General features: G+C 68.8%; 15 protein-coding genes. 11 read left to right on the top strand and 4 right to left on the bottom strand.

Annotated elements, in window-relative coordinates; genetic code table 11:
* Nucleotides 1-20: 20 nt before the first annotated feature.
* A complete protein-coding gene (locus AC1RB9_RS13725; RefSeq protein WP_003089433.1) occupies nucleotides 21-581 on the bottom strand; it encodes a carboxymuconolactone decarboxylase family protein in 561 nt (186 codons plus the stop codon).
* A gap of 104 nt (nucleotides 582-685) precedes the next feature.
* Here AC1RB9_RS13725 and AC1RB9_RS13720 point away from each other — a divergent pair, with 104 nt between their 5' ends.
* Nucleotides 686-1,591, top strand: a complete 906-nt coding sequence (locus AC1RB9_RS13720; RefSeq protein ID WP_003089436.1) for an AraC family transcriptional regulator — start codon at nucleotides 686-688, stop codon at nucleotides 1,589-1,591.
* Here AC1RB9_RS13720 and AC1RB9_RS13715 read toward each other — a convergent pair whose 3' ends face one another.
* Both AC1RB9_RS13715 and AC1RB9_RS13710 read right to left on the bottom strand, forming a co-directional pair.
* On the bottom strand, nucleotides 1,592-3,208 hold the full coding sequence (locus tag AC1RB9_RS13715) for an alkaline phosphatase family protein (protein ID WP_003105354.1): 1,617 nt from the start codon (nucleotides 3,206-3,208) through the stop codon (nucleotides 1,592-1,594). It lies immediately after the preceding gene.
* Between the two features lie 96 nt (nucleotides 3,209-3,304).
* Nucleotides 3,305-4,216, bottom strand: coding sequence for a LysR family transcriptional regulator (locus AC1RB9_RS13710; protein WP_003105356.1), 912 nt, complete (start codon nucleotides 4,214-4,216; stop codon nucleotides 3,305-3,307).
* Nucleotides 4,217-4,365: 149 nt separating this feature from the next.
* On the opposite strand from AC1RB9_RS13710, the gene AC1RB9_RS13705 reads away from it, so the two are divergent.
* The 10 genes from AC1RB9_RS13705 (at nucleotide 4,366) to AC1RB9_RS13660 (ending at nucleotide 17,603) form a co-directional block, all read left to right on the top strand.
* Entirely contained in the window at nucleotides 4,366-6,735 is a 2,370-nt protein-coding gene (locus AC1RB9_RS13705; protein ID WP_003117849.1) for a TonB-dependent receptor, read from the top strand.
* A gap of 22 nt (nucleotides 6,736-6,757) precedes the next feature.
* Nucleotides 6,758-8,098 (top strand): aryl-sulfate sulfotransferase, encoded by a 1,341-nt coding sequence (locus tag AC1RB9_RS13700; RefSeq protein WP_003124602.1) that lies wholly within the window; start codon nucleotides 6,758-6,760, stop codon nucleotides 8,096-8,098.
* Between the two features lie 151 nt (nucleotides 8,099-8,249).
* On the top strand, nucleotides 8,250-9,155 hold the full coding sequence (locus AC1RB9_RS13695) for an AraC family transcriptional regulator (protein WP_003089438.1): 906 nt from the start codon (nucleotides 8,250-8,252) through the stop codon (nucleotides 9,153-9,155).
* A 157-nt stretch (nucleotides 9,156-9,312) separates the two neighbouring features.
* A complete protein-coding gene (locus AC1RB9_RS13690) occupies nucleotides 9,313-10,623 on the top strand; it encodes an ABC transporter substrate-binding protein (RefSeq protein WP_003450914.1) in 1,311 nt (436 codons plus the stop codon).
* Nucleotides 10,624-10,698: 75 nt separating this feature from the next.
* The gene (locus AC1RB9_RS13685; RefSeq protein WP_003105364.1) at nucleotides 10,699-11,631 is read left to right on the top strand and encodes a carbohydrate ABC transporter permease; all 933 of its coding nucleotides are present in this window, start codon (nucleotides 10,699-10,701) and stop codon (nucleotides 11,629-11,631) included.
* Nucleotides 11,632-11,641: 10 nt separating this feature from the next.
* A complete protein-coding gene (locus AC1RB9_RS13680) occupies nucleotides 11,642-12,475 on the top strand; it encodes a carbohydrate ABC transporter permease (protein WP_003105365.1) in 834 nt (277 codons plus the stop codon).
* A 39-nt stretch (nucleotides 12,476-12,514) separates the two neighbouring features.
* The gene (locus AC1RB9_RS13675; protein WP_003450918.1) at nucleotides 12,515-13,627 is read left to right on the top strand and encodes an ABC transporter ATP-binding protein; all 1,113 of its coding nucleotides are present in this window, start codon (nucleotides 12,515-12,517) and stop codon (nucleotides 13,625-13,627) included.
* 22 nt (nucleotides 13,628-13,649) lie between these two features.
* Nucleotides 13,650-15,125, top strand: coding sequence for a mannitol dehydrogenase family protein (locus AC1RB9_RS13670; protein ID WP_003105368.1), 1,476 nt, complete (start codon nucleotides 13,650-13,652; stop codon nucleotides 15,123-15,125).
* Nucleotides 15,122-16,630 carry a xylulokinase gene (xylB, locus tag AC1RB9_RS13665; RefSeq protein WP_073651883.1) on the top strand — a complete coding sequence of 503 codons (1,509 nt, stop codon included), beginning with the start codon at nucleotides 15,122-15,124 and terminating at the stop codon, nucleotides 16,628-16,630. Before AC1RB9_RS13670 ends, xylB begins: the two co-directional genes overlap by 4 nt.
* A 40-nt stretch (nucleotides 16,631-16,670) precedes the next feature.
* On the top strand, nucleotides 16,671-17,603 hold the full coding sequence (locus AC1RB9_RS13660; RefSeq protein WP_003106865.1) for a carbohydrate kinase family protein: 933 nt from the start codon (nucleotides 16,671-16,673) through the stop codon (nucleotides 17,601-17,603).
* A 42-nt stretch (nucleotides 17,604-17,645) separates the two neighbouring features.
* Here AC1RB9_RS13660 and AC1RB9_RS13655 read toward each other — a convergent pair whose 3' ends face one another.
* On the bottom strand, nucleotides 17,646-18,881 hold the full coding sequence (locus AC1RB9_RS13655) for an NAD(P)/FAD-dependent oxidoreductase (RefSeq protein ID WP_003106867.1): 1,236 nt from the start codon (nucleotides 18,879-18,881) through the stop codon (nucleotides 17,646-17,648).
* Nucleotides 18,882-18,897: the final 16 nt, after the last annotated feature.

Raw genomic sequence — 18,897 nt, 5'->3', positions numbered from 1 at the left:
GCCGCCCGGCAAGCGCAGGCTCAGGCCTGCGGGTTGGTCCAGCGATATTGCTCCAGCTCGGCATTGAGCGGCGTGCGGGCGAACACGTTGGCGAAGTTGCAGAGCGTCGCCAGGCTCACCCCGAGGATCACTTCCAGGGCCTGGGCCTGGTCGAAACCGGCGGCGCGGAAGGCTTCGAACTGCTCGTCGGTGACCGCACCGCGGCTGGCGATCACCGCGCGGGTGAAGTCGGCCAGGGCTTCGTAGCGGGCATCGGGCAGTTCGCCGCGGGCGCGCAGGGCCTCGATCACCGGCTCCGGCAGGCGCGCCTTGTTGCGCGCCACCGCGGTGTGCCCGGCAACGCAGAAGTCGCAGCCATGGGTGGTGGCCGCCACCAGTTGCACCACTTCCCGCTCGGGCAGGCCGAGGCTGGCCTTGGCGTTCAGCCCGGACACGGTGAGGTAGGTTTCCAGGGCGGCCGGCGCATTGGCCAGCACGCCGAGCAGATTCGGGATATAACCCGAGTTGTTCAGCGCGGTCTGGAGGAACGGACGCGCCGCCTCGGGGGCGTTTTCCAGGGTGAGCACGGGAACGCGTGACATGCTTTCGACTCCGGTGGTTGAGGTGTCGAAGAAGTCTCTTGGTAATAAGAAATCCATTCAATATTCTAAAGTCGCTATCACTTGCTCTTGAGTCTTTCCCTTAGATGAATTCGTCCAACCCCCTTGTCGATTGGTTATTAGACAGCCTCGAAGTCGACACCAGCCTGTTCCATGTCGGTCGCTACTGCGGCGGCTGGCATGCCTCCACCCACGGTCTGGCGCGTGCCAGCTTCCACCTGGTGGTGCAGGGACACTGCTGGGCGCACGTCGCCGGAAGCGCCCGGGGCTGGCGACTGGACAGCGGCGACGCGCTGTTCTTCCTGCGCGACGTCGAGTTCCGCCTGTCCAGCGAGGCCACCGCCGAGGCAGCGCGCTGCCAGCCGCGTGGCGAAATGCAGGCGCTGGAGTGGAACGCGGCGGACGGTGCCGGCCTGGTCTGCGGGTTCTTCCACTTCCATTCGGGATTGTCCGGGCTGATCGTCGACGCCCTGCCCGACTGGCTGATCCTGCGCGCCGGCGATCCGGCGCTGGACGCGGCGCGACGCCTGTTCGCCCTGATCGTCGACGAGTGCCGCCGCCAGCCGGCGCCGTCGCCGGTTCTGCTGGAGCGCCTCAGCCACCTGCTGTTCCTCTACGTGTTGCGCCAGCAGGTGCTCGACAACCCGACCCTCGGCGGCCTGGTGGCACTGGCACGCCAGCCGCAGTTCGCCGGCCTGCTGGAAGCGCTGATCGAGGCACCCGAACAGCCCTGGAGCCTGGAACAGATGGCCGAACGCACCGGACTCTCGCGCTCGGCCTTCTTCAAGCGCTTCAACGAACTCAGCGGTCAGTCGCCGGGGCAGGTCCTGCTGGCCCTGCGCATGCACCGCGCCTGCGCCCTGCTGCGCGCCGACGCCAGCGTCGCCGAGGTCGCGGCGGCGGTCGGCTACCAGTCCACCGCCGCCTTCACCCGTGCCTTCCACAAGGCCACCGGACAGCAGCCGGGGGCCTATCGCAAGGCCAGCCGCTGATCACCAGAGACCGATCGGTACCAGGCGCCCGCCTTCCGGCTCGCCGTAGCGGAACGCCTGGCCGCGCAGGTCGATCTCCGCGTTGCTGATGGTAGTCCGCCGCTTCAGCCCGCGCAGCCAGTCGAACAGCATCCCGGCATGGGCCTCGCGCACCGCCGCATGCGCCGGGTCGGCGCCGAGGTCGCGCAATTCGCCGGGGTCGCTGGCAAGGTCGAACAGTTGGGCGCGGAAGCCGTCGTAGGCGATGTACTTCCAGCGCTCGCTGCGCACCATGTACATGCGGCAGGCATCGATGGGTCGGCCCAGGCGCTCCCGCGCCGGCGCCTGGAAGGCGTAGTCGTACTCGGCGATGGCGTAGCGGCGCCAGTCCGCCGGCGGCGCGCCATGGACGAAGGGCAGCAGCGAACGGCCCTCGATGCGATGGCTGGCGGGCTCGACGGCGAAGGCTTCGAGGATGCTCGGCAGTACGTCGATGGACTGCACCAGCGCCTCCTCCACCCGGCCGCGGGTGGCGTCCGCCTCGGGGCGCGGATCGCGGATCAGCAACGGCACGCCCACCGCCGACTCGAGGAGGAACTCCTTCTCGCCCAGGCCGTGGTCGCCGAGGAAATCGCCATGGTCACTGGTGAAGACGATCAGGGTATCGTCCCAGCGCCCGCTGGCGCGCATGTGCTGGAAGAGCCGGCCGAGCTGGTCGTCGACCTGGCGGATCAGCCCCATGTAGGTAGGTATCACCTGCCGGCGCACGTCTTCGCGGGAGAAATTGAGGCTCTCGCGATGTTCGCGGAAGGCGCGGTACACCGGGTGGTCGCTTTCTTCGCCGGGCGCCGCGCGTAGCGCCGGGAGCACCTGGTCGGCGCGGTACAGCGCGTGGTACGGCGCCGGCGCGATGTAGGGCCAGTGCGGCTTGATGTAGGACAGGTGCAGGCACCAGGGACGCTCGCCCTGCTCGTCGATGAAATCCATGGCGCGACGGGTGGTATAGGCGGTCTCGCTGTGCGCCTCCGGCAAGCGTGTCGGCAATCCGGCATGGCGCATCCGCCAGCCGCTGAGGATTTCCCCGTCGGCGCCGGCGGCGGAGTTGGCCCAGTCGTGCCAGGGGTTGTCGCCGGTGAAGCCGAGGCGCCGCAGGTAGTGGGTGTAGGGCGCGCTTTCGCGCTTGTCGGCGAAGGCCGGGTCATCCGGGTAGACCCCGTCATTGCGGTCGTAGGGCTCGAAGCCGGCTTCGGCGAGGGCCGCGCCGCGCGCGCTAGCCGGATCGATGCCGAGCCGCCGCATGCCTTCCAGGTTGGCCGTGGCGTGGGTCTTGCCGACCAGCGCGGTGCGGACTCCCGCGGCGCGCAGGTAGTCGCCCAGGGTCAGCTCCTCCAGCGGCAGCGGCACCGCGTTCCAGGCCACCTGGTGGCTGCTGACGTAGCGCCCGGTGTACGAGGACATCCGCGACGGCCCGCAGATGGTGCCCTGGGTATAGGCACGGGCGAAGCGCACGCCCTCCGCGGCCAGGCGGTCGATGTTCGGCGTGTGCAGATAGGGATGGCCGTAGCAGGACAGGTAATCGCGACGCAGTTGGTCGCACATGATGTAGAGGACGTTGCGGATCGGCTTGGGCTGGCTCATGACGGCTCGCGAAAAGGAAACGACGCTTCATTTCGCGGTCCGCCGCGTCCGGCGGCAAGCGCATTCGGAACATAGTTGGCATGCGTGCGACGCAATTCAGGTGGCGTCGTCGACCCGCTTCAGCTCGTCGATCATCGCCTCCGCCAGCGGCGACAGGCTGTAGCCGGCGCGGCTGACGATGCCGTAGCGGGTATGCAGTTCGTCGAGGTCGTCGGGCAGCTCGCGCACCCGCAGCGGACGCAGGCCTCCCTGTCCCGGCGGCGCCAGGTCGCCGAGGCCGCTGCTGATGCCGATGGCATCCGAGGCGAGAACCACGCCGAGCAGGCTATGGCCGTTCTCGCACTCGATGGCCGGGCGGAAGTCGGGACGCCCGCTGAGGTCCACCAGCACCTTGCGGATGTTCGGCGGGCTGATGTTGGTCGCCAGCGGGAAGCTCAGCAACTCCTCGGCGGAAACGCTCTCGCGCGCGGCCAGTGGATGCCCCTCGCGGCAGCAGAAATGCCAGCGCCGGGGACGCAGGCGCGAGGTCCGGTATTGCGGGTCGGCCTCGAAATGCCGGGTGTCGGCGACGAAGAACTCGAACTCCTCGGCCTGCAGGCGGCGGTTCAGCGCCTGCCAGTGTTCGACCTGGAAACTCACCCGCGCCTTCGGATAACGCACGTTGAAGCGCCCCACCGCACGCGGCACCAGCCAGGTGGCGGGAGCCGGCCCGGCGCCGAAGCGCAGTTCGCCGGCCTCCAGGCCGTTGAACAGGGCGATCTCGTTGGCCAGGTTGTGCGCGCCGCTGACCAGCCGGCGCGCATGTTCGAGGACGATCAGGCCCTGCTTGGTCGGACGCAGGTCCTTGGCCGCGCGGTCCACCAGGCGGCAGCCAGCGCTGTGTTCGAGCGCCTGGATGCTGCGGCTGAAGGCCGATTGCGAAAGGTTAACCGCCAGCGCCGCGGCGACGAAGCTGCGGTGCTCGTGAAGGGCGATGAAGTGGCGGAGCTGGCGGAGATCGATATGCATTTTCTACATGGAAAATATCGGGCGAATGCAATTGCCGGGGACGGCGTGGGCTTTTTATAAAGGCAATCTCTTATTCCGTAAAAGCAATATAAAACATAAATAAATAACCATACGGAATTAGCAGTCACCCCTTCATCCAGGACCCACACATGAATCGCCGACCCGCGTACCGCTCCATCCCGTCGTCCCGCAGCGCACCGTTCCGCCGTCGCCTGCTGCCCCTGTCGATCTGCCTGGCCTGCGCCGGAGGGGCGCAACTGGCCGGCGCCGACGACACCCCCGCGGGCACCGAAGAGGCGCGCCAGGCGCAGCCGGCCACCACCCTGCAGACCGTCACGGTGACCTCGCGGCGACGGGTGGAAAACTCCCAGGATGTGCCCACCGCGATGAGCGTGCTCGGCGGCGAAACCCTGGAGAGCCAGCGCATCTACCGGGTGCAGGACCTGCAGCAACTGGTGCCGAGCACCAACGTCGCCTACGTCCACGCGCGCCAGTCCAGCGTGTCGATCCGCGGCCTCGGCAACAACCCGGCCAGCGACGGCCTGGAAGGCAGCGTCGGGCTGTACCTCGACAACGTCTACCTCGGCCGCCCCGGCATGGCCTCGTTCGACCTTCTCGACATCGAGCAGCTGGAGGTCTTGCGCGGCCCGCAGGGCACCCTGTTCGGCAAGAACACCACGGCCGGGGTGATCAACATCGGCACCCGTGCGCCGAGCTTCACTCCGGAGCGCAGCGTTGAGATATCCGGCGGCGAGGACGGCTACTTCCAGGCCAGGGGCACGATTTCCGGACCGCTCGGCGAGACCCTCGCCGGGCGCCTGTCGGCCTACCGCACCCGCGACGACGGCTACGTGAAGAACCTCCACGACGGCAACACCCTCAACGGCGGCGCACGCCAGGGCTTCCGCGGGCAGTTGCTGTTCAAGCCGAACGACGACTTCAGCCTGCGCTGGATCGGCGACTACAACGAGGAAGACTCCGACAATGGTGTCCTTACCCTGTTCAGCAGCGGCCCCACGGTGAACGGCGTGAACCGCTACGAACAGCGCGCCGCCGCGGCCGGCGCGACGCTGGTGGATGGCCATCGGCGCAAGGTCAACTTCGACTCGGACCAGCAGGTCACGGTGTTCCAGGGCGGAACCTCGGTGGAAGCCAACTGGAAGCTGGCCAACGACTTCACCCTCACTTCCATCAGCGCCTACCGCTGGTGGGATTTCACGCCGCGCAACGACGACGGCCTGGACGTACCGGCGGCCTATAACGCCGGAGTCTCGGTGCGCGACAAGCAGTGGTCGCAGGAAATCCGCCTGGCTTCGCCCAGCGGCGGCTTCTTCGACTACGTGCTCGGCGCCTACTATTTCGGCCAGGACCTCGACAACAAGTCCTTCACCGACTACGGGCCCAGGGCAGACATCTGGAACGGAACCCCCGCCGGCGCCCTGAGCGACGTCAGCACCCGCGGTCGCGGGCACATCGACACCGACAGCTACGCGCTGTTCGCCCAGGGCACCTGGCACCTAACCGAGCGCCTGGACCTCACCGCCGGCGTGCGCGGCACCTACGAGGAAAAGTCCGCCTGGGTCGAACGCTACGCCCCGCTCGGCGGCGCCGCGGTGAGCGGCGCGGCGGCGGCCGCGCGCAACGGCAGGGTCGGCGCCTACGACAGCGGCGACATCGGCCTGCACAGCGTCAGTCCGTCCGCTCTGCTCAGCCTCAGCTACCGCTTCAGCGACCAGGTTCTGGGCTACGCCTCGCTGTCCCACGGCGAGAAATCCGGCGGCGTCAACCTGACCGTGGCCAGCGCTCCCAGCGCCGGTGCCGACTCGCTGCTGATTGGCACCGAGCGCGCCAACGATGCCGAGCTGGGGTTGAAGACCACCCTCCTCGACAACCGCCTGATCCTCAACGGCAACCTGTTCTGGACCGTGGTCCACGGCTACCAGGCCAATGCCTACGACGAGGCCAACCGCACCCAGTACCTGACCAATGCCGGCGATGTGCGCTCGCGCGGCCTGGAGTTCGAAGCGACGGCCCTGCCGATCCGCGGCCTGACCCTGAATTTCAATGCGTCCTACAACGACGTTCGCTACCTGTCCTACAAGAACGCCCCGTGCGCCCCCGAGGTGGCCTTCCAGACCGGCGCCCCGGCGTCCTGCGACCTCAGCGGGCACCAGGTGGTCGGTGCCTCGAAGTACATCGCCAACCTCAATGGCGAGTATCGCTGGAAGCTCGACGATGGCCTGGAGCCCTACCTCACCGCCAGCTACGCGTTCCGCTCCAGGGCGGTGGGCACCATCGACGACTCCGCATACGGACAGATCCCCAGCTACGCCCTGGTCAACGCCTCCGCCGGCCTGCGCGGCGACTACGGGGACGGCCAGTGGGACCTGTCCCTGTGGCTGAAGAACGCTTTCGACAAGACCTACTTCACCAGCCTCTGGAATTCCGCCAACGGCGGCTACGCCGGCGTGCTCGGCACGCCGCGCACCCTGGGCGTGACCGCCCGCTACGACTTCTGAACCGATCGCCGAGGAACCCGCCATGCCCAGATTCCCGATGCTCCTGCTCAGCGCCGCGCTGCTCGCCGCCGGCGCCCATGCCGCGCCCAGCGTCTACCCCACCGGAGTGACCCGCTACGACCCGCAGAAGGCCTTCAACCAGTACGTGATCTTCAGCGGCGCAGACCGTAAGACCCACCTGATCGACATGAACGGCAACGAGGTGAAGCGCTGGGACTACCCCGGCTTCCCCGCCGCCGTGATCGACCCGGCCCTGAACGGCGGCAAGCGCGGCCATGTGCTGCTGCAACTGGCCGACCTGGCCGCTCCGGACAAGCTGGCCTCGCCCGGCAACGGCCTGGCCAACCAGGCCCTCGGCGAGCTGGACTGGGATGGCAAGGAGGTCTGGCGCTGGGGTGACCAGGCGCCGGGCGGCGCCGCCCATCAGCACCACGACCAGCGCCGGCTGGCCAACGGCAACACCCTGCTGCTGGCGAACAAGGTCCACGCGGTGAAGGGCTTCGCCGTGCCCCGGGTAATCGATGACGTGATCTACGAGGTCACGCCGCAGGGCAAGCTGGCCTGGAGCTGGACCGCTTCGGAGCATCTCGACGAATTCGGATTCACCGCCGACCAGTTGAAGCGGGTACGGGCCAGCGAGAACCCCGACTACCTGCACATCAACAACCTCGCCCCGCTCGGCGAGAACCGCTGGCACGCTGCCGGCGACCGGCGCTTCGCCCCGGACAACCTGCTGCTCGACTCACGCAACGCCAACTTCATAGCGATCGTCGACAAGGCCAGCGGCAAGGTGGTCTGGCGCCTCGGCCCGAACCTTCCGCCGATCGACCCGAAGAGCGCCCGTAAGCTGCCGCGCCCGGTGGACCAGATCAGTGGCCAGCACGACGCCCACCTCATTCCCGAGGGCCTGCCGGGCGCCGGCAACCTGCTGGTGTTCGACAACCAGGGTGACGCCGGTTACCCCTCGGTACAGCGCGGGCTGGTCTCCGGCTCGCGGGTACTGGAAATCGACCCGCTGAAGAAGCAGATCGTCTGGCAATACACTGCCGAGGACTCGCAGCAGCCCGGCTGGGCCTTCTACAGCGCCTTCATCAGCAGCGCGCGGCGCCTGCCCAACGGCAATACGCTGATCGACGAAGGGCAGAACGGACGCTTCTTCCAGGTAACGCCCGGCGGCGAGATCGTCTGGGAGTACGTCAGCCCCTACTTCGGCAAGGCGCCGCGCGGCGACGCCCGGAGCAACTGGGTCTACCGCGCGCTGCCGGTGGCCTACGACTGGGTGCCCGAAGGTACGCCGCGCGAGGAGAAGGCGGTGAACCTGGCGGTTCCCGGCGCCACGCCGCAGGTCACGGCGCGGCGTTGAAGCGGATGGCGGCGGATAGAGCCACGGCCCGCTACCCGCCCCTGCGGCCACCCGGCGCCACGCATGGGAGCGAGGCTCGCGGGTGGTCCCCTGCACAGCCCCGCCGCTTCGGGCTAGGATGTGCCTTCGTTCCCCCGGTCGGCCCGCGCCCATGCCCAGAGCCAGCAAAGTCACCGATCCGTCCTACGAGCTGATGGACGATCACGAAGGCCATTCGCTGATCTACCGCCAGCACGGCTTCCCCAGCCCGCTGGTGCGCTGGCACTTCCACAAGGAATACGAGCTGCACCTGATCGTCGCCAGCTCCGGCAAGGTATTCATCGGCGACTACATCGGCAACTTCGCCCCCGACACCCTGTTCCTCACCGGTCCCAACCTGCCGCACAACTGGATCAGCCAGGTTGAGCCCGACGAGGTGGTGGCCCGGCGCGACATGCTGGTGAACTTCACCGACGAGGTGCTGGAGGACGGCAGCGGCGTATTCTCCGAGCTGAACCGCCTGGCCCCGCTGCTGGCGCGGGCGCGCTACGGCATCGAGTTCCGCGACCCGGCGCTGATCGGCGAAAGCCGGCGACTGTTGCAACGCATCGCCGACAGCGGCGGCATGACCCGCCTGGGATACTTTTTTATCCTCATGGAACAGCTCGCCGAATGCGAGGACTACCAGTTGCTCTCTACCGTCACTTCCTCGCAACTGGCCGACGAGCACAACGTCGAACGGATCAACCGGGCGGTGGACTACATCTTCCAGCACTACGCCCAGGACCTCACCCAGGAGCAGGTCGCCGCCCACCTGGGCATGACCCCCACCTACTTCTCGCGCTTCTTCAAGCAGGCCGCCGGGCGCGGCTTCGTCGAGTTCGTCAACCGCCTGCGCATCAGCAAGTCCTGCGAGCTGCTGGCCCGCAGCGAGCTGCCGGTGACCGAGGTGTGCTTCGAGTCGGGCTTCAGCAACCTGTCCAATTTCAACCGGCGCTTCCAGCAGCTCAAGGGCATGACGCCCACCGGCTACCGGCGCCTGGTGACCCAGCGGCTGACCGAGCAGAACCTGCTCTGAGCCTCCAGCGCCCCACCCCGGCGGTGCAAAAAAGTATCGGTCGAAGTGCAGTCGAGGCTTTGTCGGTTGCGTGACGCGCCTGTGTAATCGGCAGCGAGCGACACAAAAACAATAATGTCTTCCGCGCCGCCCGCCGGCCCGGAAGAGGAGTTCACCGATGAACGACTCGATCAAGGCCTGCCTGGCCGCCGCCTGCCTCGCCCTGCCCCTGCTGGCCCAGGGCGCCGAGACCCTGACCATCGCCACGGTCAACAACAACGACATGATCCGCATGCAACGCCTGTCCAAGGTGTTCGAGGAAAGCCACCCGGACATCGCGCTGAAATGGGTGGTGCTCGAAGAGAACGTCCTGCGCCAGCGCCTGACCACCGACATCGCCACCCAGGGCGGACAGTTCGACCTGCTCACCATCGGCATGTACGAAGCCGCGCTGTGGGGCGCCAAGGGCTGGCTGGAGCCGATGAGCGGGCTGCCCGCCGACTACGCCCTGGACGACCTGTTGCCCTCGGTGCGCGACGGTCTCTCCGTCAAGGGCACGCTGTACGCCCTGCCGTTCTACGCCGAAGCCTCGATCACCTACTACCGCAAGGACCTGTTCCAGCAGGCCGGGCTGCGGATGCCCGAGCAACCGACCTGGACCCAGCTCGGCGAATTCGCCGCCAGGCTCAACCGCCCGGACCAGGGCCAGTACGGCATCTGCCTGCGCGGCAAGGCCGGCTGGGGCGAGAACATGGCGTTGATCGGCACCCTGGCCAACGCCTTCGGCGCACGCTGGTTCGACGAGCGATGGCAGCCCGAATTCAGCGGCGGCGAATGGAAGAAGGCTCTCGACTTCTATGTCTCCACCCTCAAGCGGTACGGCCCGCCCGGCGCCTCCAGCAACGGATTCAACGAGAACCTGGCGCTGTTCAACAGCGGCAAGTGCGCGATCTGGGTGGACGCCAGCGTCGCCGGTTCGTTCGTCACCGACAAGAGCCAGAGCAAGGTCGCCGACGCCACCGGCTTCGCCTTCGCCCCCCGGGAAGTCACCGACAAGGGCGCCTCCTGGCTGTATTCCTGGGCCCTGGCGATTCCCGCCAGCTCGCGCGCCAAGGACGTGGCGAAGGCCTTCGCCACCTGGGCCACCTCGCAGGCGTACGGCAAGCTGGTGGCGGACAGGGAAGGCGTGGCCAACGTGCCGCCCGGCACCCGCGCCTCGACCTACAGCGAGGCCTACCTGGCCGCCGCGCCGTTCGCGCGGGTCACCCTGGAATCGCTGAAGCGCGTCGATCCCAACCATCCGACGCTGAAGCCGGTGCCCTATGTCGGCATCCAGTTGGTCACCATCCCCGAGTTCCAGGCCATCGGCACCCAGGTCGGCAAGCTGTTCTCCGCCGCCCTCACCGGGCAGATGAGCAGCGACCAGGCGCTCGCCGCCGCGCAGCAGAGCACCGCCCGCGAGATGAAGCGCGCCGGCTATCCGAAGTAGTCCGCCGCCGGGCGCAGCCGCGCCCGGCGCGGCGCTGCTCGAGCGCTTGTCCTTGAAGATCCAGACGGAGTCGCCATGAACACCTCGGCCCTCGATACCCCGCTCCCGGCCCGTCCCGCCCGCCGCCGTCTCCAGCGCCGCCGGCGCGGCCCTGGCTGGCTCCTGGTCAGCCCCTCGGTGGCGCTGCTGCTGTTGTGGATGATCGTGCCCCTGGGCATGACCCTGTATTTCTCGCTGATCCGCTACAACCTGCTGTATCCCGGCGAGAATGCCTTCGTCGGCCTGGAGAACTTCACCTTCTTCGTCACCGACGCCGGCTTCCTGCCCGGCGCGCTGAACACCCTGCTGCTGGTGGGCAGCGTGCTGGCGATCAGCGTGGCGTTCGGCGTGCTCATCGCCGCGCTGCTGGAGGCCGGCGAATTCTTCGGCCGCGGCGCGGTGCGGGTGTTGCTGATCTCGCCGTTCTTCATCATGCCGACGGTGAGCGCGCTGCTCTGGAAGAACCTGATCTTCCACCCGGTCTCGGGCATCCTCGCCGCCGTCTGGCGCCTGTTCGGCGCCGAGCCGGTGGATTGGCTGGCGCACTATCCGCTGCTGTCGATCATCCTCATCGTCTCCTGGCAATGGCTGCCCTTCGCCATCCTGATCCTGATGACCGCCATGCAGTCCCTCGACCAGGAGCAGAAGGAGGCTGCCCGCCTCGACGGCGCCGGTCCGCTGGCGATCTTCTGGCACCTGACCCTGCCGCACCTGGCGCGGCCCATCGCGGTGGTGCTGATGATCGAGACGATCTTCCTGCTCTCGGTGTTCGCCGAGATCTTCACCACCACCAGCGGCGGCCCCGGCTACGAATCGACCAACCTCGCCTACCTGATCTACAACCAGGCGCTGCTGCAGTTCGATGTCGGCATGGCCTCGGCCGGGGGCCTGATCGCGGTGCTGATCGCCAATATCGCCGCCATCGTGCTGGTGCGGATGATCGGCAAGAACCTTACCGAGCGCAGCTGAGGAACCCGCCATGCTGACACTCAAGCAATCCCGCCGCCTGCGCAATGCCCTGCTCGGCCTGCTCTGCTGGGGCATCGCCCTGCTGCTGTTCTTCCCGATCTTCTGGATGCTGCTGACCAGCTTCAAGAGCGAGATCGACGCCTTCGCCACGCCGCCGCAGTTCATCTTCCAGCCGACCCTGGAGAACTACCTGCACATCAACGAGCGCAGCGACTACTTCGCCTACGCCTGGAACTCGTTGCTGATCTCCTCCTCGGCGACTCTCCTGTGCATGCTCGTCGCGGTGCCGGCGGCCTACTCCATGGCCTTCTTCGAGACCCGCCACACCAAGCGCACGCTGCTCTGGATGCTGTCGACCAAGATGCTTCCGCCGGTCGGCGTACTGATGCCGATCTACCTGCTGGCCAAGCAGTTCGGCCTGCTCGATTCGCGGCTGGCGCTGATCATCGTCTACACCCTGATCAACCTGCCGATCGTGGTCTGGATGGTGTACACCTACTTCAAGGACATCCCCGTGGACATCCTCGAAGCAGCGCGCCTGGACGGCGCCGGCACCTGGCAGGAGATCGTCCGCGTACTGCTGCCGATCGCCCGCGGCGGGCTCGCCTCGACCCTGCTGCTGTCGCTGATCCTGTGTTGGAACGAGGCCTTCTGGTCGCTCAACCTGACCTCCTCGGCCGCCGCCCCGCTGACCGCCCTGGTCGCCTCCTATTCCAGCCCCGAAGGACTGTTCTGGGCCAAGCTCTCGGCCGTCTCCACCCTCGCCTGCGCGCCGATCCTGGTCTTCGGCTGGATCAGCCAGAAGCAGCTGGTACGCGGCCTTTCCTTCGGCGCCGTGAAATGAAGCGCATCCCCATCCTTTCGTCCACGGAGGTATTCCGCCATGGCTGATCTCAAGATCCGCAACCTGCAGAAAGGCTTCGACGGCCAGGCCATCATCAAGGGCATCGACCTCGACGTCCGCGACCGCGAGTTCGTAGTCTTCGTCGGCCCCTCCGGCTGCGGCAAGTCGACCCTGCTGCGCCTGATCGCCGGCCTCGAAGAGGCCAGCGGCGGCAGCATCACCCTCGACGGCACGGACATCACCGACACCCCGCCGGCGAAACGCGACCTGGCGATGGTCTTCCAGACCTACGCGCTGTACCCGCACATGACGGTGCGCAGGAACCTCTCCTTCGCCCTCGACCTGGCCGGCGTCGACAAGCGCGAGGTCGCCGCCAAGGTCGACGCCGCCGCACGCATCCTCGAACTGCAAGCGCTGCTGGAGCGCAAGCCGCGCCAGCTCTCCGGCGGCCAACGGCAGCGGGTGGCGATCGGCCGGGCGATCGTGCGCAACCCGAAGATATTCCTCTTCGACGAACCGCTGTCCAACCTCGACGCCGCCCTGCGCGTGCAGATGCGCCTGGAACTGGCGCGGCTGCACCAGGAACTGGCGGCGACCATGATCTACGTGACCCATGACCAGGTCGAGGCGATGACCCTGGCGGACAAGGTCGTGGTGCTCAACGGCGGGCGCGTCGAGCAGGTCGGCTCGCCGCTGGAGCTTTACCACCATCCGGCCAACCTGTTCGTCGCCGGCTTCCTCGGCACGCCGAAGATGGGCTTCCTGCGCGGCCATCTCAGCCGCAACCAGGGCGAGCGCTGCGAGGTCGCCCTCGAATGCGGCGCGCGCGTCGGCCTGCCGCTATGCGCCGGCGAGCTGGCCACCGGCAGCCCGGTGACCCTCGGCATCCGCCCGGAACACCTGAACATCGCCCGCCCGGGCCATGCCTTCCAGGGCCTGCTGCGGGTCGCCGCCGACGTCAGCGAGCGCCTGGGCAGCGACAGCTTCTGCCATGTCCGCGCCGACTCGGGGGAAATGCTCACCCTGCGCGTGCGCGGCGATTTCGCACCGGACTACGGCGCCCCCCTGGAGCTGGGCTTCGATCCGGAGCACTGCCACCTGTTCGACAGCAACGGCCAGGCCCTCGACAAACGACTGCAACAGGCGGCCTGAAGCCGCCAGCGGGAACCCACCGATGAAACTCAACCGGCAGCACCTCCCCCTGCTGGCGACCGCTGTCGCCCGCCCGTCCTACGACCCCGCGCAACTGCGCCAGGGCATCGTCCACATCGGCGTCGGCGGCTTCCACCGCGCGCACCAGGCGGCCTACACCGACGCCCTGATGAACCGCGGCGAAGCCCTCGACTGGGCGATCTGCGGCGCCGGCCTGCGCAGCGACGACCGCGCCATGCACGACGCCCTGGCCGCCCAGGACTACCTCTACACCCTCTACGAGCTGGGCGACCAACCGGACACCGAGGTCCGCGTGATCGGCGCCATCAGCGGCATGCTGCTCGCCGAGGACGGCGCCGAGGCGTTGCTGGAAAAACTTGCCGAGCCGGCCATCCGCATCGTCTCGCTGACCATCACCGAAGGCGGCTACTGCATCGACGATGGCAGCGGCGAGTTCCTCGCCGAGTTGCCGCTGGTGCGCCACGACCTGGCCAACCCGCGGACCCCGCGCGGGGTCTTCGGCTTTCTCTGCGAGGCTCTGCGGCGGCGCCGCGACACAGGCGTGCCGGCGTTCACCGTGATGTCCTGCGACAACCTCCCGCATAACGGCGAGGTGGCGCGCAAGGCGCTGCTGGCCTTCGCCGAACGGCTCGACCCGGGGCTGGCGCGCTGGATCGCGACGCACGTCAGCTTTCCCAACGCCATGGTCGACCGCATCACCCCGATGACCAGCCCCGCCCACCGCCGCCAACTGGCCCAACGGCACGACGTGGAAGACGCCTGGCCGGTGGTCTGCGAACCCTTCGTGCAATGGGTGCTGGAAGATCGTTTCAGCGCTGGGCGCCCGGCCTGGGAAAAGGTCGGCGTGCAGTTCACCGACGACGTCACGCCCTACGAGGAGATGAAGATCGGCCTGCTCAACGGCAGCCACCTGGCGCTCACCTACCTAGGCTTCCTGCGCGGCTACCGCTTCGTCCACGAGACCCTCGGCGACCCGCTGCTGCGCCGCTACGTGCGGGCCTTCATGGACCGCGACGTGGCCCCGCTGCTGGCACCGGTACCGGGGATCGACCTGGAACGCTACAAGGACAGCCTGGTCGAGCGCTTCGCCAACCGCGCCATCGCCGACCAACTGGAACGGGTCTGCTCGGACGGCTCGTCGAAGTTTCCCAAGTTCATCGTCCCCACCGCCAATCGGCTGATCGCCGCCGGCCGGCCGCTGGAACGGGTGGCCCTGGTGGTGGCGGCCTGGGCGCTGTACCTGGGCGGGGTCGACGAGCATGGCGAACGCTACCCGATTCCCGATCCGCGCGCCGCCGAATGCCAGGCGCTGGTTGCCGAACGCCACGGCCTGGGCCGGCGCCTGCTCGGCGTGGAGACCGTGTTCGGCCCGGCGATCCCGGCCTCGGCGGCCTTCGTCGAGGCCTTCGAGCGGCTCTACGACAGCCTGCGCCGACACGGCGTCAGCGAAACCCTGCGCCAGGTACTCGGCGAATGACTCCGGAGGGCCGCATGCACGGATTGTTCCTCGGCATCGATTGCGGCACCCAGGGTAGCAAGGCGCTGCTGCTCGACGCCGGCAGCGGCCGCACGCTGGGCCTGGGCAGCGCCGCGCAGCGCCCGCCGGAAGGCCGCGACGGACGCCGCGAGCAGGACCCGGCGGACTGGCTGGAAGCCATGGCCAGCGCGGTACGCATGGCCCTGGAAGAAGCCGCGGTGGACGGCCGCGAGGTCCGCGCCCTGGCGGTTTCCGCCCAGCAGCATGGGCTGCTCCTGCTCGACGCCGAGGGCCGGGCGCTGCGCCCGGCCAAGCTCTGGTGCGACACCGAGAGCGCGGCGGAGAACCGCGAGCTGCTGGAAGCCCTCGGCGGCCCGGCCGGCTCGCTGGAACGCCTGGGACTGGTGCTCGCGCCGGGCTACACGCTGTCCAAGCTGCTCTGGAGCAGGCGCCGCTTTCCCGAGCTGTTCGCCCGCGTCGCGCACATCCTCCTGCCCCACGACTACCTCAACCACTGGCTCACCGGCCGCGTCTGCAGCGAAGCGGGCGACGCCTCCGGCAGCGGCTACTTCGACGTGCGCCGGCGCACCTGGGCCAGCGACGTGCTGGAGCTGGTCGAGCCGGGCGGACGCCTGGCGGCGGCGCTGCCGGAGCTGATCGAGCCCGGCGCCTGCATCGGCAACCTGCGCCCCGAAGCGGCCGCCGCCCTCGGCCTGGCTCCCCACACGCGGGTCGCCTGCGGCGGCGGCGACAACATGCTCGCCGCCATCGGCACCGGCAACATCCGCCACGGCCTGCTCACCGCCAGCCTGGGCACCTCCGGCACCCTGAGCGCCTATGCCGAGCGGCCGCTGGTCAGTCCGCACGGCGAGCTGGCGACCTTCTGCGCCTCGTCCGGCGGCTGGCTGCCGCTGGCCTGCACGATGAACCTCACCGGCGCCTGCGGCCTGGTACAGGACCTGCTGCACCTCGACCTCGACGAATTCTCCCGGCTGGCCGCCCAGGCGCCGGTCGGCGCCGAGGGTCTGCTGATGCTGCCGTTCTTCGACGGCGAGCGGGTTCCGGCGCTACCGCATGCCAGCGCCAGCCTGCATGGCATGACCGCGGCCAACCTGAGCCGCGCCAATCTTTGCCGGGCGGTGCTCGAAGGCACCGCCTTCGGCCTGCGCTACGGCCTCGACCTGCTGCGCGCCAGCGGCCTGCCGGGCGAGGAAATCCGCCTGGTCGGCGGCGCGGCGAAGAACCCGCTGTGGCGGCGGACGCTCGCCGACCTGCTCGGCCTGCCGCTGGTCTGTCCGCGGCAGACCGAGGCCGCCGCCCTTGGCGCGGCGCTCCAGGCGGCCTGGAGCCTGGGCCGCGAAAGCGGCGCCGGTGAAAGCCTGGAAGCCCTGTGCCGGCGCTGCGTGGCGCTCGACGAGTCGACCCGCACCCAGCCCCAGGCGCGACAACAGGCGGCCTACGAACAGGCCTACCGGCGTTACCTGGAGCACCTGCCTCCGCGATAATGGTCGCTTTCCTTCCTCTTCTGGCGTTTTGGAGATCTGCATGTACCTGGTGTGTGGCGAGGCCCTTTTCGATGTCTTCAGCCTGGAAAGCGCTGCGCGCAGCAACGAGCTGGGCTTCACCGCGATCGCCGGCGGCTCGCCGTTCAACGTCGCCGTCGGCCTGCGCCGGCTGGGCGTGGAGGCGGCGCTGTTCGGCGGGCTGTCCAGCGACTACCTGGGCACGCGGCTGCGCCGGGTGCTCGAAGAAGAAGGCGTGGACTGCGGCTTCCTGGTGCCCAGCGACGCCCCGACCACCCTGGCGATGGTCGGCCTCGACGCCAGCGGCTCGGCGCAATACCAGTTCCGCGGCGACGGCTGCGCCGACCGCCAGGTGCGCCTGGAACACCTGCCGACGCTGGATGGGCGGATACGCGGTTTGCACGTCGGCTCCTATACCCTGGTGGTGACACCGGTGGCCGACACCCTGCTGGCGCTGGTCCGGCGCGAGAGCGGCCGGCGCCTGGTCAGCCTGGATCCCAACGTGCGCCTCGACCCGCAGCCGGACATCGACCTCTGGCGGCGCCGGGTCGAGGCCTTCGCCAGTCATGCGCACCTGATCAAGGCCAGCGAGGAAGACCTGGCCCTGCTCTACCCCGGGCGCGACCCCGGCGAGGTGGCCCGCGGCTGGCTGAACCCGCGCTGCCGGCTGGTCTTCGTCACCCACGGCGGGGCCGGCGCCAGCGTGCACTGCACCCACGGCAGCTGGAGTCGCCCGGCGGATACCGCCCTGCCACTGCGCGATACGGTCGGCGCCGGCGATACCTTCCAGGCGGCGACCCTCGCCTACCTCCGCCGCCTCGACGCCGACAGCCCGGCCGGGCTAGCCGCGCTGTCGCGGGAAGCGATCGACGCGATGCTCGCCTTCGCCATCCGCGCGGCGGCGGTCACCTGCTCGCGGGTGGGGCCGGACCTGCCGTTCGCCCACGAGCTTTGAGGCCGGCCGTGCGGAGGGTCAGGCCGAGGGCTGCCGCCCGGTCTAGCGCCCCGGCCGCGCCAGCCACTCCCGGCCCTTGAGCATGGCGTTCCAGTACACCCAGGGCAGTACGTGGCGCTTGAGCAGCCAGGCGAAGCGGCTGGCCGCGGTGGGCTCCAGCGGGAAGGTCGGCAGCAGCTTGCCGGCATAGCCGAACTCCGCCAGCACCACCCGGCCGCGCTCGACGGTCAGCGGACAACCGCCGTAGCCGTCGTAGCGCAGCGGCAGGCCACGGCCGCTGCGCAGGCCGAGAAGGTTCTCGGCCACCACCACGATCTGCTTGCGCGCCGCCGCCGCGGTCTTCGCGTTGGCGGTGCCGCAGACATCGCCGAGGGCGAAAATCTCGCCATGACGGACATGTTGCAGGGTCGCCGGGTCGACTTCGCACCAGCCGGCCGCGTCGCCCAGGCCGCTGGCGGCGACGAAGGTCGGCGGCAGCTGCGGCGGCACCACGTGCAGCAGGTCGAAGTCCTTTTCCGCCAGATTGGTGTTGCCGTCGGCGTCCTTCACCTCGAACCAGGCCTTGCGCGCCGCGCCGTCGACCTTCACCAGGTTGGAATTGAACGCCAGCTCGGCCGAATACTTGCGCACGTACTCCATCAGCGGCGGAACGAAATCGGCGACACCGAACAACGCCGCGCCGGCCAGGTCGAACTCGACCTCGATGTCCTGCAGCACGCCCTCCCGCAGCCAGTGGTCGCAGGACAGGTACATGGCCTTCTGCGGCGCCCCGGCGCACTTGATCGGCATCGCCGGCTGGGTGAACAGCGCCTTGCCGCCGCGCAGGCCGCGCACCAGCTCCCAGGTGTAGGGCGCCAGGTCGTAGCGGTAGTTGGAGGTGACGCCGTTGCGCCCCAGGGTCTCCTCCAGGCCCTCGATGCGCTCCCAGGCCAGGCGCAGGCCGGGGCAGACGATCAGGTTGCGGTATTCCAGGCTGTCGCCGCCCTCCAGCAACAGTCGGCGCGCCTCGGGGTCGACCCGCTCGACGCGGGTGCGCAACCACTCCACGCCGGGCGGGACCAGCCCGGCCATCGGCCGCGCGGTGTCGCCCTGTGCGTAGGCGCCGCCACCGACCAGGGTCCAGCCCGGTTGGTAGTAGTGGGTGTCCGCCGGCTCGATCAGGCTGATACGCAACCCCGGCGAACGTTTCAGCAGGCTGGCGATCACGCCGATGCCGGCCGCGCCGCCGCCGATCACGGCGATGTCGGTGGTGAGTTCTGAAGCGTTAGCGCTCTGCATGGGAGTTCCTTCGACG

This window comes from Pseudomonas sp. 20-5, assembly GCF_056782835.1.
This window is presented reverse-complemented; position numbering and strand designations above follow the sequence as displayed.